Origin of the sequence: Nonlabens dokdonensis DSW-6 (genome assembly GCF_000332115.1) — a bacterium.
GTDB classification, from domain to species: Bacteria; Bacteroidota; Bacteroidia; order Flavobacteriales; family Flavobacteriaceae; genus Nonlabens; species Nonlabens dokdonensis.
The window spans coordinates 903,056-918,637 of sequence record NC_020156.1 but is presented as its reverse complement, the minus strand read 5'-3'; the positions used below and the strand labels follow the sequence as shown (position 1 = coordinate 918,637).

Annotated in this window: 13 protein-coding genes; 5 read left to right on the top strand and 8 right to left on the bottom strand. The window is 36.8% G+C overall.

The window, feature by feature from the left end; genetic code table 11:
* Positions 1-14 precede the first annotated feature (14 nt).
* From DDD_RS04105 to miaB, 8 genes are all read right to left on the bottom strand, one after another.
* The gene (locus DDD_RS04105; RefSeq protein WP_052329253.1) at positions 15-2,501 is read right to left on the bottom strand and encodes a zinc-dependent metalloprotease; all 2,487 of its coding nucleotides are present in this window, start codon (positions 2,499-2,501) and stop codon (positions 15-17) included.
* A gap of 199 nt (positions 2,502-2,700) precedes the next feature.
* Positions 2,701-4,341 carry a chaperonin GroEL gene (gene groL, locus DDD_RS04100; RefSeq protein WP_015361498.1) on the bottom strand — a complete coding sequence of 547 codons (1,641 nt, stop codon included), beginning with the start codon at positions 4,339-4,341 and terminating at the stop codon, positions 2,701-2,703.
* Positions 4,342-4,417: 76 nt separating this feature from the next.
* Positions 4,418-4,693 (bottom strand): co-chaperone GroES, encoded by a 276-nt coding sequence (locus tag DDD_RS04095; protein WP_015361497.1) that lies wholly within the window; start codon positions 4,691-4,693, stop codon positions 4,418-4,420.
* Between the two features lie 138 nt (positions 4,694-4,831).
* Positions 4,832-5,179 (bottom strand): preprotein translocase subunit SecG, encoded by a 348-nt coding sequence (gene secG / locus DDD_RS04090; RefSeq protein WP_015361496.1) that lies wholly within the window; start codon positions 5,177-5,179, stop codon positions 4,832-4,834.
* Positions 5,179-6,066, bottom strand: a complete 888-nt coding sequence (locus DDD_RS04085; RefSeq protein WP_015361495.1) for a hypothetical protein — start codon at positions 6,064-6,066, stop codon at positions 5,179-5,181. The genes secG and DDD_RS04085 overlap by 1 nt, the downstream gene beginning before the upstream one ends.
* Positions 6,060-6,572 (bottom strand): LPS assembly lipoprotein LptE, encoded by a 513-nt coding sequence (lptE, locus tag DDD_RS04080; protein ID WP_015361494.1) that lies wholly within the window; start codon positions 6,570-6,572, stop codon positions 6,060-6,062. Before lptE ends, DDD_RS04085 begins: the two co-directional genes overlap by 7 nt.
* Entirely contained in the window at positions 6,562-7,866 is a 1,305-nt protein-coding gene (locus DDD_RS04075) for a sigma 54-interacting transcriptional regulator (protein WP_015361493.1), read from the bottom strand. The genes lptE and DDD_RS04075 overlap by 11 nt, the downstream gene beginning before the upstream one ends.
* A 1-nt stretch (position 7,867) precedes the next feature.
* Complete coding sequence (miaB, locus tag DDD_RS04070) at positions 7,868-9,340, bottom strand: tRNA (N6-isopentenyl adenosine(37)-C2)-methylthiotransferase MiaB (protein WP_015361492.1); 1,473 nt, start codon at positions 9,338-9,340, stop codon at positions 7,868-7,870.
* 49 nt (positions 9,341-9,389) lie between these two features.
* Between miaB and DDD_RS17930 the strand changes: the two genes are divergently transcribed.
* From DDD_RS17930 to porL, 5 genes are all read left to right on the top strand, one after another.
* Positions 9,390-9,554 carry a hypothetical protein gene (locus DDD_RS17930; RefSeq protein ID WP_015361491.1) on the top strand — a complete coding sequence of 55 codons (165 nt, stop codon included), beginning with the start codon at positions 9,390-9,392 and terminating at the stop codon, positions 9,552-9,554.
* A gap of 146 nt (positions 9,555-9,700) precedes the next feature.
* Positions 9,701-12,226 carry a type I DNA topoisomerase gene (gene topA, locus DDD_RS04065; protein ID WP_015361490.1) on the top strand — a complete coding sequence of 842 codons (2,526 nt, stop codon included), beginning with the start codon at positions 9,701-9,703 and terminating at the stop codon, positions 12,224-12,226.
* 9 nt (positions 12,227-12,235) lie between these two features.
* The gene (locus tag DDD_RS04060) at positions 12,236-13,393 is read left to right on the top strand and encodes a formimidoylglutamase (protein ID WP_015361489.1); all 1,158 of its coding nucleotides are present in this window, start codon (positions 12,236-12,238) and stop codon (positions 13,391-13,393) included.
* A 111-nt stretch (positions 13,394-13,504) separates the two neighbouring features.
* Positions 13,505-14,884 (top strand): T9SS ring complex lipoprotein PorK/GldK, encoded by a 1,380-nt coding sequence (porK, locus tag DDD_RS04055; RefSeq protein ID WP_015361488.1) that lies wholly within the window; start codon positions 13,505-13,507, stop codon positions 14,882-14,884.
* 44 nt (positions 14,885-14,928) lie between these two features.
* Positions 14,929-15,579, top strand: a complete 651-nt coding sequence (porL, locus tag DDD_RS04050) for a type IX secretion system motor protein PorL/GldL (RefSeq protein ID WP_015361487.1) — start codon at positions 14,929-14,931, stop codon at positions 15,577-15,579.
* Positions 15,580-15,582: the final 3 nt, after the last annotated feature.

The window sequence follows — 15,582 nt, the reverse complement described above, 5'->3', positions numbered from 1 at the left end:
TAATTAAGATCTTACTACTTAGGATCTAAAATCATATCGATACGTTCTACTAAGTCTAGCAAATGAATTTTTGAAAGTCTATCACTAGTTCGATTTGCTGCTCTAGCTGCATCTCTTCTTAGTGTAGTTAATTCTGCACGTACAATAGGTCTAATATCACTTTGAACTACATCAACAGAACTTTGAGAAACAAATCTTCTAAAAGCCGCAGGTATTCTAGGTTGTTCGTTGTTCATAATAAACTCTAGTCTCTCCACATAAGCACGCTGTAGATTACGACGGTAACGATCAATAGTTCTACCTCTAGGAAGCTCTTTGAAAAGACCTTGTCTTAAGTCAGTCATCATTTCTAATAAACCGTAAGCATCGTCTCCGTTTACTTCTTCATTCTCCATTAATCGAGCCATACGACCGAAATCTAGTACATTGTTCAATGTTCTAACTTGAATACTACGTATTCTATCTATTCCACCATCAGATTCTATTTTATTGAAGATATCTTGATCAATAAGCCATTCTGGTGTGTCAAAAAGTTGCTCGTTTAAGAATGCCATCGCACGAGTTTGCTTGTCTCTAGAAGCATGTTCATAAACAGCTCCTTCTTGACCATAGGCTTTGTAAGTTTCCTTAACTCCACCTATGTTTCCGGTTACATGACCCATATAACGATTAAACTGTCCTACCAGCTGTCCGTACATGTTTTCTAACTCATCATAGTTCTCTCCTTCTTCACCAGTCCATTTTCCTAAATTAGGAACAATACGCTTTAAGTTTTTAATACCATAAGCACTTGCTCGCATGGAGTCGTCACCTAAATCTTCAGTTTGAGAAGTGTGATCGATTACTCCACGCTGTTGACGTCCAAATCTGTAAACTGGATCTCCAGCTTTCTCTAGAATCCAAGAGTCAAGAACACTTTTTTCTTCTTTTGCAGTTTTGTCTAATATAGGCTTGTAACCCCACATGATAGCATACTTGTCATAAGGACCTATATTTGGCATTAATGCCACGTCACCATCTTCTGGTTGAGCCACATAATTAAAACGAGCATAGTCCATTATTGAAGGTGCTGTACCAAACTCCTTAGTAAAAGCAGGATCTCTTAGTTTCTCCACAGGATATGCGATAGAACTACCCATGTTGTGAGGCAATCCTAAAGTGTGACCTACTTCGTGAGCACTTACAAAACGTATCAAACGACCCATAACTGCATCATCAAAGTTATTCATTCGAGCATCTGGATTGATTGCTGCAGTTTGAATAAAGAACCAGTTATGTAATAAAGTCATTACATTGTGATACCAGTTGATATCACTTTCTAGAATCTCACCAGAACGAGGATCACTTACGTGAGGTCCATTTGCATTAGGAATAGGAGAGGCCAAGTATCTTACAGTAGAATAACGAACATCTTCTGGACTCCATTCAGGATTTTCTTCTTTAGTAGGAGCATCTTTTGCGATAATAGCCTCCTTAAAACCTGCAGCCTCAAAAGCAACTTGCCAGTCTTCAATTCCTTGTTTGATGTATTTCCTCCACTTTACCGGTGTCGCTGGATCGATGTAATAAACGATTTGCTTTTTAGGCACTACTAACTCGCCGGCCTTAAATTTAGCAATGTCTTCATCTTTAACTTCTAGTCTCCATCGGTCTAGATAAGTAACTGTTTTAGTTTTTTGATCTTCTAGTCCATAGTCTTGTTGCCCTCTAGCAAACCATCCCACGCGTTGATCAAAATAGCGTCTCTTCATAGGCTCCTTTGGTAAAAGAATCATAGAGTTACTCATTTCTAAGGAAATAGATTGAACACTACTATTAGAAGGAGGATCACTAGAAAGATAAGTTTTCACATGTCTAGATTCAATATTTTGAGGATATGATCTTAAGGTATCTATGTAGGATCGTGAATCGTCTAGCCTACTAACTTTGTAATTTCTTCTCGCTCTCTGAGGGAAGCCGATAGCTTTTACATCTTTTGTAAAAAAGTCGGTAACATCTATTACAGTATTATTAGTAACACTATCCTTTTTTATTGCTTTTATAGGAAATGAATATAGAATAGGTTCAAAATTAGAGTTTTCCACTGCGATGCTTACAGGAAGTGAGTCTGCTGCAACTACTTGATGAGACACCACTCTAAGAAGAACATCTTTGTTTTTCTTTTGCCATCTTAGTGTTTGTGTATTTTGTTTACCACCTCCGAAACCTAATCCAGAAGCAGTTTTTGCAATACGAGTTACCATGAGCATTTCTCTTTCAAAAAGAGAGTCAGGAATTTCATAGAAATACTTGTCATCTACCTGATGAACGGTAAATAAACCTTCATCACTTTTAGCTTCTTTTGTAATCACCTTAGAATATGGCTGAATATCGCCTTTTTTAGGTTTTTTGGCCGAAGCAGTTTTTTTTGCCGGAGCTTTCTTTTTTCCTTGGAAAATAGAACAACTTGTTGTGACTGAGGCTGCAAGAAGCAACATCATTAACATTTTGATTGTACGCATGTAGTTAGAGTTTTATTTGATGCCTAAATATATTATCATAAAATTCATTATTTCTTAACAAGGCGTTAACTAGAAGCTATTTCTTACGAATAACTATACAATTAGCAGAGAGTTTTACTGATGAAGCTTTCGCGAAAGCGAGAAATAAAAAAAGCCACCTCTTATGAGATGGCTTAATGTTAATTACTGGAAAATGATATTACATCATTCCGCCCATGCCTCCTGGCATTCCTCCTGGCATTCCTCCACCACCTGGAGCATCTTCTTTAATTTCTACAAGAGCACACTCAGTAGTAAGAATCATTCCAGAAACAGAAGCTGCATTTTCTAAAGCAACACGAGTTACTTTTTTAGGATCGATAATTCCTTCTTTAAGCATGTCTACATACTTATCGTTTTTGGCATCATAACCATGGTTTCCTTTTGATTCAAGAACTTTAGAAACTACGACACTTCCTTCTCCACCTGCATTTTCAACAATAGTTCTCAATGGAGATTCTATAGCACGAGCAACGATAGAAATTCCCGTTTCTTCGTCAGCATTGTTAGATTTTACTTTAGAAAGAACTGATTTTGCTCTTACAAGAGCAACTCCACCACCAGCAACGATACCTTCTTCAACTGCTGCGCGAGTTGCGTGAAGTGCATCATCTACACGATCTTTCTTTTCTTTCATTTCAACTTCACTAGCTGCACCTACGTAAAGGACAGCAACACCACCTGCAAGTTTTGCAAGACGCTCTTGAAGTTTTTCTTTGTCATAATCAGAGGTAGTGTTCTCGATTTGAGATTTAATCTGTCCTACTCTTGATTTAATATCATCATTTGAACCACTTCCATTAACAAGAGTTGTGTTGTCTTTATTAATATCAACTTTTTCACAAGTTCCTAGCATTTCTAGAGTAGTGTTCTCAAGAGTAAATCCTCTTTCTTCAGAGATTACAGTACCACCAGTAAGAATTGCGATGTCTTCTAGCATTGCCTTTCTACGATCTCCAAAACCTGGTGCTTTAACAGCAGCGATCTTAAGTGATCCTCTTAATTTATTTACTACAAGTGTTGCAAGAGCTTCACCGTCCACATCTTCAGCAATAATAAGAAGTGGTTTACCTGTTTGAGCAACTGGCTCAAGAACTGGCATCAATTCTTTCATTGTAGAAATCTTCTTGTCAAATAACAAGATGTATGGGTTTTCTAACTCTGTAGTCATCTTCTCAGAATTAGTAACAAAATAAGGAGATAGATATCCTCGATCAAACTGCATTCCTTCTACAACATCTACATAAGTTTCAGTTCCTTTTGCTTCCTCAACAGTGATTACACCTTCTTTACCTACTTTTCCAAAAGCCTTAGCGATTAAATCACCTACTACTTCGTCGTTATTTGCAGAGATAGAAGCAACTTGCTTGATCATCTCGCTAGAGTCGCCTACCTTTTTTGCTTGCTTTTCAAGATCTTTTACGATAGCCTCAACAGCTTTGTCGATACCACGTTTTAAATCCATAGGGTTTGCGCCGGCAGCAACGTTTTTTAGTCCTTCTTTTACAATTGCTTGAGCAAGTACAGTTGCTGTAGTCGTTCCATCACCTGCAAGATCATTAGTTCTTGAGGCTACTTCTTTTACCATTTGCGCGCCCATGTTCTCCAGCTCGTTCTCTAGCTCGATTTCTTTAGCAACACTTACACCATCTTTAGTTACTACGGGAGCACCAAATGATTTTCCTATAATAACGTTACGACCTTTAGGGCCTAATGTTACTTTAACTGCATTTGCAAGTGCATCAACTCCACGTTTAATACCATCTCTTGCTTCTATATCAAATTTTATGTCTTTTGCCATTTTGTTTGTTTTTGTTCCGCTTTCGCGAAAGCGGATTTATGAAACTAATTTCTAGAATTTATTTCCTAATTATCGATTATACTATCGCTAGAATATCGTCTTCTCGCATGATGAGGTAATCGCTACCGTCTAATTTTAATTCTGTACCACTATACTTTCCATAAAGCACAGTATCACCCACTTTTACGGTCATATCATGATCTTTTTTCCCTTTTCCTACTGCTACTACTTTTCCTTGTTGAGGTTTTTCCTTTGCAGTGTCTGGTACATAAAGACCTGAAGCGGTTCTCGTTTCAGCAGGTGCAGGTTCTATTACTACTCTGTCTGATAAAGGTTGAATATTTAATGCCATTTTAAAAAATGTGTTTTTGATTAATATACTGGCTCTATTTCCATAAATATGCCAATTCTTTTTCACTGACAAAACTGCTGTAAATAAAAATATCCAGCCTTAAGAGCTGGATATTTTGTCAGTTATATGTTGTAAGAACTATTCTGAGTCTGAAGTAGTTTCTTCTGTTGTAGTCGTTGCTGGAGCAGGAACCTCTGCTGGAACTTCAACAGCATTTGGATCGGTTACATCAATAGTATTTGTAGCCTTATCTTGGATAAGAGTTGTACTCGCTAAAAGAATAAGTACTAAAAGCGCTGTAGAAAGTACCCAAGTACTTTTGTCTAAAAAGTCACCTGTTTTCTTTACTCCACCTAATTGTTGAGTTCCTCCACCACCGAAGCTAGATGATAATCCACCACCTTTAGGATTTTGTACCATAATCACTACTACGAGTAGAAAGGATACTAAAACGATGAGTCCTAAAAAGATATAAAATGTTGTCATTATATGTTATTACTTTGTAAATTCTTGATTTCCTGAATTCGGTCTGCAAATAAACCACTTTTTTCTGGATGCTGCAATAGTAAAATCTCATAAGCCTTTAAAGCTTTAGAATAGTTTTTCTGCGCTAGATAAACCTTTGCTAAAGTTTCTGTCATGAATTGACTCGGATCTTCATTAGAAATAGAGATTTGTATGGCGCTATTTGCGCCCTTGCGAGGTTTTATTTTCGGTTTTTCAGCGAGAAATTGATCAATTTTTGCCATTTTTCTAGCACGATCATCAACTTCTTGAATCACTGGTTTTATTTGAGGAGCTTCATTTTCTACTTTGTATTTACCTGCTTCAGACTGTTTCTCTAGAGCTGTCTCATTTTCTCTGTCAATGGGTTTCAATGTGGTAAGTTGTAACCACGTAGAGAAACTGTGCGTCTCGTTTTTATCAAAATCAAGTGGTTCATCAATAATCGATGTTTCTTCTTTCTTTTCAAATAAATCTTTGTCGGTAATCTTTGTAAAATCTTTGTTGGCATTAAAATCTTCTTCTCGAATAACCGTAATCACTTTTTCTACTGGAGAAGAGTCATCATTGCTATTTTCTAAATCTTGCAGTTGTAGATTTTTAATGTGATCGCTTATTTCATTTTGTGAAAAGGATGCTGAGGTAATAAAATCAAATAGCACAGATCTATCGGTAGTATGTGCAGCTGTTTTTTGAAGCTCGCGATTATACAGAGGACTGTTTTGGTTTTTCAATCCTTTCAAATACAAACTTCTAGCCGACTGGAAATAAGGGTATTCTTCTAGTGTTTTTTCTAGAATACTAATATGGTCCACATGTATGGACTCTGGATGTGCAATCACTTCGTTAATACGGGCAGTGTTTACCATTTGGCTAATGTGTCGTTAAAAATATCTTGGGTAATTTGCTCAAATAGCACTTCTTTTGCTGCTTCTAGAGTACTGCCTTGCAACTGGGCATTAGCATCATAGTCAAAGAAGAAACTGTATTTTTTTTCAAAGCTTTCTTCGTCGTTTTTTGTGTTGGTAAACCTTAAATTTACTTCTAGAGTAACTCGGTTTTGTGCAGCTCTACTGTCTGCAGTAGCTGTCATAGGTGCGATGTAGAATCTGGTAATCTCACCTTGATAAATGTAATCACCATTTCTAGGTGTAAGACTTAATCTGGACTGGTCGTTAATTAAATCTTGAAGAGCAAGAGTGAAGTCTCTTTCTAATCCTGGCTCAACTAATACCGCTTGATAACCAAAATAATCTACTTGAAATGTCTTGATATTATCAGGAATAGTAACGCCGCTAAGACTGTAAAACCCACAAGAATTTAAACTTAGTGCGATAATTACTAATATAAAAAACCGAATTTCCTTAAAGATCATATTGTTTTATTTTACGGTAAAGAGTTCGCTCTGAGATACCTAAATCATCTGCTGCGGCTTTTCTTTTTCCTTTATGTCTTTCTAACGACTTTTTTATTAATTCTATTTCCTTATCAGCTAAAGAAAGTGATTCTTCTTCTACAATTTCCTGCGCAAAATCATATCGATCGCCAGTGGTTTGAACAGGCTCAACATAAGGACTTGATTCATTATTTGATGAAATAGTAGTGGATTTTTGCTCTTCTTGATTGAAATCATAAGCGTTATCTATAACCTCTTCATAATCTTGCTCGCTGTCATTATGGTTGCCATAAATACGCTTGATCAGGTTGGGGTTTTCTTCCCTAACATGACTTGCGTTACCGTTCTCCATAAGTTCATTAGTGAGTTTTTTTAAGTCGTTGAGATCGTTTTTCATATCAAACAATACCTTATATAGGATCTCACGCTCGTTTGCAAATTCACTATCGCTATTCTTTTTGCCCCCTATAACTGCTGGTAGATTTTTTCCAGCGTCAGGTAGGTAGTTGCGCAATTTAGTAGCATTGATTTCTCTATCTTTTTCTAAAACGCTTATTTGCTCAGCTATATTTCTTAGTTGCCTGATGTTACCGCTCCACCTGTAATTAGAAAGCATAGAAACTGCGTTCTCATCTAGTCTTATGGTAGGCATTTTGTATTTCATTGCAAAGTCACTTGCAAACTTTCTGAATAGCAAATGAATGTCTCCTTTGCGATCTCTTAGAGGAGGCAAATCTATTTCTACAGTACTTAATCGGTAATATAAATCTTCTCTAAACTTTCCTTTTTCAATAGCGTCAAACAACTTGACATTTGTTGCTGCCACGATGCGCACATCAGTTTTTTGAGTATTAGAAGATCCTACTTTGAGAAATTCTCCATTTTCAAGAACACGTAAAAGCCTCACTTGAGTTGGTAAGGGCAATTCACCTACTTCATCAAGGAATATGGTCCCGCCATCGGCTACTTCAAAATAACCTGATCGAGTAGAAGTAGCTCCTGTAAAAGCACCCTTCTCGTGACCAAATAATTCTGAATCTATTGTCCCTTCTGGAATAGCACCACAGTTTACCGCAATGTATTTAGCATGTTTTCTAAAGGATTGCGAGTGAATTATTTTAGGAATACTTTCCTTTCCAACACCGCTTTCCCCAGTCACTAAAACAGAAATATCTGTGGGAGCAACTTGTAAAGCTTTTTCTATGGCTCTATTAAATCCAGGGTCATTACCTATAAGTTCAAAACGTTGTTTTATGGCTTGTACACTTTCCATATTATAAGGTTTCATAAGTTAGAGGTCCTTTCATATCGCTATAACCTATTGCTTTACCTATTAAGGTTGCGCTGGTACAGTCTGTAATCTCCACCATCACATAGTCACCTACTTTGTAATCTTCCTTATCAAAAATAGCCACATAATTTTGTGTATTACGTCCTGCCCATTGTTGGTCTGATTTTTTAGACTCTTTTTCTATGAGACATTCCACTGTTTTACCTACAAAGTATTGTGCTCTTTCATGACCAGTTCTTCTTTGCACTGCGATGATTTCATTAAGACGTCGTTTTTTCACATCTTCAGGTACATCATCTTCTAGTTTACGAGCAGCCATTGTTCCTGGTCGTTCAGAATAAGCAAACATAAAGCCGTAGTCATATTTTACATATTCCATAAGACTCAAGGTATTTTTATGGTCTTCTTCAGTTTCTGTAGGGAAACCTGTAATCATATCTTGAGAAACAGCACATTCTGGTATAATAGCATGTACTCTATCGATCAATCTCATGTATTCTTCCCGAGTATGCAAGCGATTCATTTCTTTCAAAATACGATCACTTCCAGATTGCACAGGTAAATGAATGTAATTACAAATGTTTCTGTGAGCAGCAATAGCATGCAACACATCGTCACTTATATCTTGTGGATTGCTAGTTGAAAACCTTACACGCATATCAGGTTGCGCATTTGCCACTTTATGCAACAATTGCGCAAAATCTACAGCGGTTGCTTTTGCCATTTTACTCGCTTTTTTAAAGTCTTTTTTAAGACCACCGCCATACCATAAATAGGAGTCTACATTTTGACCTAATAAAGTTACTTCCTTAAAACCTTTATTCCACAAATCATTTACCTCCTCTAGAATAGATTGTGGATCACGGCTGCGCTCACGTCCACGAGTAAATGGTACTACACAAAAGGTACACATGTTATCACAACCACGAGTAATGGATACAAAAGCGGTTACTCCATTAGAATTTAATCTTACCGGAGCAATATCACCATAAGTCTCTTCTTTAGAAAGAAGAACATTCACGGCATCACGACCTTCATCAATCTCTGCAACAAGATTTGGTAAATCTTTATAGGCGTCTGGTCCTACAACCATATCTACAATTTTCTCTTCTTCAAGAAATTTAGATTTCAATCGCTCAGCCATACAGCCTAGAACACCTACTTTCATATTAGGGTTCTTTTTATTCTTAACGCGATTGTATTTCTCCAGTCTTTTACGCACAGTTTGCTCAGCCTTGTCTCTTATAGAACAGGTGTTCACAAGAACTAGGTCAGCATCTTCCATGTTATTTGTGGTGTTGAAACCTTCTTTAGCTAGAATGGACGCAACGATTTCACTATCAGAAAAGTTCATCTGACATCCATAACTTTCTATATATAATTTGCGAGTATTTTGCGCATTATGTTCTAAAACTACCGCAGTTCCTTGCTTTTCTTCTTCAATTACTTTTTCCATCAATCATGATCTTAAATATCGATGCAAAGATATACTATTTGAATAATTTATGACACAATGTCAGCATGATGTTTTTAGAAGCGTAGATAAGAAAAACCAGGAGTACGAAATAGGTTCTCAAATCCTACCTGTAATGGGTTTATTTTTATCTCGCTTTCGCGAAAGCGGAACACATCAAAAACAAGAACTGATAAAGTTGAATGGGGTAAGATGATGTTTCTCGTAAAAGCTTTTATTTCTTAACCGTCAAGACCTGAACGGTTTAAAAATTATTTTTAGCTTTTTAACTAGTTGTTTTGCAGCTATTTGTAAACTTAAAAAAAATATCACATACCTTTGCAGTCCAAAAATCGCAGCTTAATGGCAAAGAATCTTGTAATAGTAGAGTCGCCTGCAAAGGCAAAAACAATAGAAAAATTTCTAGGAAAGGATTTTAAAGTAGAATCCAGTTTTGGTCATATTGCCGACTTACCTTCTAAAGAATTAGGAGTTGATGTTGACAAAGATTTTGCTCCTAAATATGTAGTAAGTAGCGATAAGAAAGATTTAGTTCGTAAGCTTAAAAAACTTGCTGCGGCGTCTGATATTGTGTGGCTAGCAAGTGATGAGGACCGTGAAGGAGAAGCTATTGCATGGCACCTTGCAGAGCAGCTGGATTTAAAGAAAGAAAAGACCAAGCGTATTGTTTTTAATGCAATTACAAAAAGTGCTGTACAGCATGCTATCGATAATCCTAGAACTATAGATTACGATCTTGTAAATGCGCAACAAGCAAGACGAGTTTTAGACCGTATTGTAGGATATGAAATTTCTCCTATTCTATGGCGTAAGGTAAAAGGCGGTGCAAGTGCTGGTCGAGTTCAATCTGTTGCAGTGCGTTTGATCGTGGAGCGAGAAGATGAAATATTAAACTTCAAGTCGGATAACTTTTTTAGAATTGATGCCGATTTCAATACAGGTGATGGGGCGTTACTGAAAGCAAAATTACCTAGCAACCTAAAGTCCTTGAAGGCTGCTAAAGAGTTTTTAGATAAAAATAAAGGAGCAAAATTTGAGGTAGCTGACTTGGTTAAAAAGCCAGCTAAAAAATCTCCAGCTCCGCCATTTACCACATCTACTTTACAACAAGAAGCATCACGCAAATTGTTTTTTAACGTAAGTCGTACGATGCAACTCGCACAACGCCTTTATGAAGCAGGTTTGATTACTTATATGAGAACAGATTCTGTTAACTTGAGTAATGAAGCAAAAAAAGGTGCTGAAGAAGAAATTAAAAAAGCATACGGTAACGAGTTTCATAAGGAACGCAACTATAAAGGAAAGTCTAAAGGCGCTCAAGAAGCACATGAGGCGATACGACCTACTAATTTTGCTTTACACAGCTCTGGAGCAGATCGTGATCAGGTAAAATTATATGAGTTGATCTGGAAGAGAGCGATTGCAAGTCAAATGAGTGACGCAAAGCTGGAAAGAACTAACGTTACTATCGCTGCAGACAAGCATGATAAGAAGTTTACAGCAAGTGGAGAAATCGTAAAGTTTGAAGGCTTTCTTAAAGTTTATCTAGAAAGTACCGACGACGAAGATTTAGAGCAACAAGGTCTTTTACCAGATCTTAAAGTAGGACAGAACTTATTAAACAAACGCATTCTAGCAACAGAGCGTTTTACAAGACCTCCTTATAGATATACTGAAGCTTCTCTCGTAAAGCAATTAGAAGAGCTAGGAATAGGTCGTCCATCTACTTATGCACCTACTATTACTACAATCCAAAATAGAAAATACATAGAAAAAGGACAGTCTGAAGGTGAGGAACGCAATTACGTGCAGCTCACTCTAAGTAAAGATAAAGTCTCAGAAAAGGCGCTTACAGAAAAAACAGGATCTAATAAAAACAAAATGATTCCTACTGATGTAGGTCGAGTGGTTAATAATTTCTTAGTAGAGCATTTTGGAAATGTGTTGGACTACAACTTCACTGCAAAGGTAGAGGAGTCCTTTGACAATATTGCCGAAGGAAAAGAGGAGTGGACCGACATGATGAACCATTTCTACAAAGGTTTTCATCCTACAGTAAAAGACGTAGCCGAAAATGCAGAACGTGAAGTAGGAGAACGAGTTTTAGGAACACATCCAGAGAGCGGCAAGCCTATAAGTGTGAGGTTAGGAAGATTTGGTGCCATGGCTCAAATAGGAAGTGTAGAAGATGAAGAAAAACCACAGTTTGCTAGTTTACTGCCTTCTCAAAATTTAAATACAATTACTCTCGATGAGGTAATGGATTTATTTAAATTACCTAGAACAGTAGGAGAATACAATGGACATCCTGTTGAGGTTGCTCAAGGTCGATTCGGGCCTTATGTGAAATTCAATGGTAAGACCTTTGTTAGCTTAGAGAAAGATGATGATCCTATGACACTTACTTTTGAACGAGCAGCAGAGCTTATTCAAATGAAAGAAAAAGCAGATGCTCCTATATACATGTATGATGAGCAGCCCGTTACTAAAGGTGTTGGTCGTTTTGGTCCTTATATCAAGTGGGCAGGAATGTTTATTTCAGTAAATAAGAAATATGATTTTGATAATTTATCAAATGACGATATTGAAACGCTGATAAAAGAAAAAATCCAAAAGGAGAAAGATAAACTTATCGTGGATTGGGAAGAGGAAGGAATCCGCATAGAAAAGGCTCGTTGGGGTAGGCATAACATTATTAAAGGTAAAACAAAAGTAGAGTTGTCTAAAGATATCGATCCTTTGAAAATAACCTTAGAGAAAGCTCAAGAACTTATAGCTAAGAAAGCGCCTAAGAAAAAAGCAGCGGCTAAAAAGAAAGCTCCAGCTAAGAAAAAAACGACAGCCAAAAAGAAAACTACAAAAAAGTAATTTTATAAAATGGCTTTAGATTTTCTAAAACCTCTCAGTGAAGCCTTAGTTGCTCATGTAAAGATGCAACCTAAGCATACAATTGCGTCTACCATTAAACTGCATACGGTAAATGAAGGTTTGCCAGTTCTAGACGATGTACAAATTGTTATCATCGGTATTCTAGAAAACCGTCGTGATGCAAATGCTTTGTTTCAAGTGGAATCTCTAGATTTTGCTAGAGAAAAATTCTATGAACTTTATCCCGGTAACTGGTCCAGCCCTATGGCAGATTTAGGAGACGTTCACGCTGGTGAAACGGTAGAAGACACTTACTACGTGGTGCGACAGTTGACAGAGCATTTATTGCGATCTTCTATCATACCTATATTTTTAGGAGGAAGTCAGGATTTAATGTACCCCATTTATAGAGCATTTGATGAATTTCAGCATATGATAAATGTGGTGAACGTAGATTGTAGATTTGATTTAGGCGATATTGATCTTCCTATTTCATCTCGCAGCTACATTGGTAAAATGATTACTGTGGAGCCTTACAACTTATTTAATTATAGTAATCTAGGGTTTCAGACTTATTTTAACTCTCAAGAAGAAATTGATCTTTTAGAGAGAATGTATTTTGATGCCATTCGTTTAGGTCACTTAGATGAAGATAGTACACTCGCAGAACCAGTATTGAGAGATGCTGATGTTGTAGGTGTTGATATGAGTGTGGTGCGTGCTGGTGATCTCGCTTTCGCGAAAGCGAATCCTAACGGGCTGAATGGAAAACAAATTTGCAGTTTATCGAGATATTCTGGCATAAGTGATCGATTAAAGGTATTTGGAATTTTTGAGATCAATAATGAGAGAAATACAGGGGCACAGTTGGTAGCCGAAATGATTTGGTATTTTATTGAAGGTTATAATTTAAGAAGTTTTGAGTACCCAAAGGACGTGACCAAAGATTGTATTGTATATAAAGTTCCTATTGATGATCAGGTACTTATATTCTATAAGTCTACAAATACTGGTAGATGGTGGATAGAATTGCCATTTATTTCTCATGTTAATAATAAATTAAAACAACACACGTTATTACCATGCGATAGGCAAGATTATGAGACAGCTTGTAATCAGGTCTATCCCGATAGATGGCTTAAGGCTCGTCGCAAAAACGAAATTTGATAAGTTAAAGAATAGGTCTTATTTGATTTATTGAGAAAAAAAAGTTGTGGAATCGAAATCTTTTAGATAGGTTTACGCCCTTAATTCATAAAGAAAACATAAATTACCCTTATGAAAAAGTTATTAGTCCTTGTTGCAGTAGTTACCTTCTTAGCAAGTTGTGGTAAAGGAGACCGCGGAATGGTAGTAGGTACCAAAGGAAAAAAATGGCACCCAGAGAAACCTTATGGTATGACATTAGTACCAGGTGGTGCATTTATTATGGGTAAAAGTGACGATGATATCGCCGCTACTCGTAATGCTCCCACAAAAACAGTTACGGTTCCATCATATTATATGGATGAAACTGAAATTACAAATGCAGAGTACCGTCAGTTTGTTCACTGGACAAGAGATTCTCTGTTTAGAACTAACCTTGCTATCATGGCAGATGATAACGGTGCAACTCCTGGAGATAATGGAATTGGAGAGTATGCTTTTCTTGATGCAGAAGGAGCTGGTAATGATCCTTTAACACCATGGGAACAATATGTTCAAGATAATTATGTAGGATTAGGTCCTACAGGTTATGAAGGTCGCAAGTTAAATCACGATGTTGATTTGATTTGGGATACAGAAGATATTCCAGATGAATTCTATGCTGAGGTTTACGATCAAATGTATATTCCTTTTGATGAGGCATACAACGGAGAGCGTACCATTGATACAGAAAAGATCATCTTTACATATACAAGTCTTGATTTAAATGCTGCGGCAAGAAATCGTGATCCTAACAAAACTAGAAAAGATTTTATCTCTCAAGTTCCCGTAAAAATCTATCCAGATACTACTGTTTGGATTCGTGATTTTAATTATAGTTATAATGAGCCAATGCATAATGATTATTTTTATCATGAAGCATATAGCGATTATCCTGTTGTAGGTGTAAACTGGAATCAGGCGAAAGCTTTTTGCCAATGGAGAACTTTATATCACAATGCTTACCGTAAACAACGTAATGTTGAAAGAGTAAATGAGTACCGTTTGCCTACAGAAGCAGAGTGGGAATATGCCGCTCGTGGTGGGTTAGAAGGAGCAACTTATCCTTGGGGTGGTCCTTATGCAAAAAATGATAGAGGTTGCTTCTTAGCAAACTTTAAGCCTTTAAGAGGTGATTATGCAGCAGACCAAGCGTTGTATACAGTAGAAGCTAGATCTTATGAGCCTAATGAGTATAACTTATACAACATGGCTGGTAACGTTTCTGAATGGGTGAATTCTTCTTATGAAGCAGGAGCTTATGAAATGATGTCTTCTATGAGTCCTGTTGTAAACGATGCTAACAATAAACGTAAAGGTGTACGTGGTGGATCATGGAAAGATGTTTCTTACTTTCTTCAAGTAGGAACTCGTGATTATGAATATCAAGATAGTGCAAGAAGCTACATTGGCTTCCGTACGGTACAATCTTACATGGGAACTGACGTTACTCTTAATGCAGCTACTAACTAAAATATCCAATTAAAACAAATTAACTTAACTAAATTTTTAAAAAAATGGCACAGTCTAAAGCAACAAAGAAATTATTTAACATGGCTTACGGTATCGGAGCCTCTGTAGTAATCATTGGAGCACTTTTCAAAATTCTACACTGGGATTTCGGTTACGGTTTTTCTGGTAATAATCTTCTTATGATAGGATTGATTACAGAAGCAGTGATCTTCTTTATATCTGCATTTGAGCCGGTTGAAGATGAACTGGACTGGTCATTAGTATATCCAGAATTAGCAGGTGGAGAGTTAGCTAATGCTAAAGGTAAAAAAGAAGCACCTCAAGATGCTCAAGGTCTTTTATCTAAAAAGTTAGATGAGATGTTGAAAGAAGCAAAATTAGATGGTGAGTTAATGTCTAGTTTAGGTGATAGTATCCGTTCTTTTGAAGGTGCTGCAAAAGGAATGGCTCCTACGGCTGAAGCAATGTCTTCTACTAAAAAGTATTCAGAGGAGATGGCTCTTGCTGCTGCTCAAATGGAATCATTAAACAGTTTATATAAAGTTCAAGTGGAGAGTTCTTCTCGACAGGCTCAAGCAAATGAAGCAATTGCTGATAATGCAACAAAACTTCAAGAGCAAATGGCAGGACTTACTAATAACTTATCTTCTCTTAACGGCGTTTATGGAAACATGTTAGGAGCTATGAAAGGATAATTA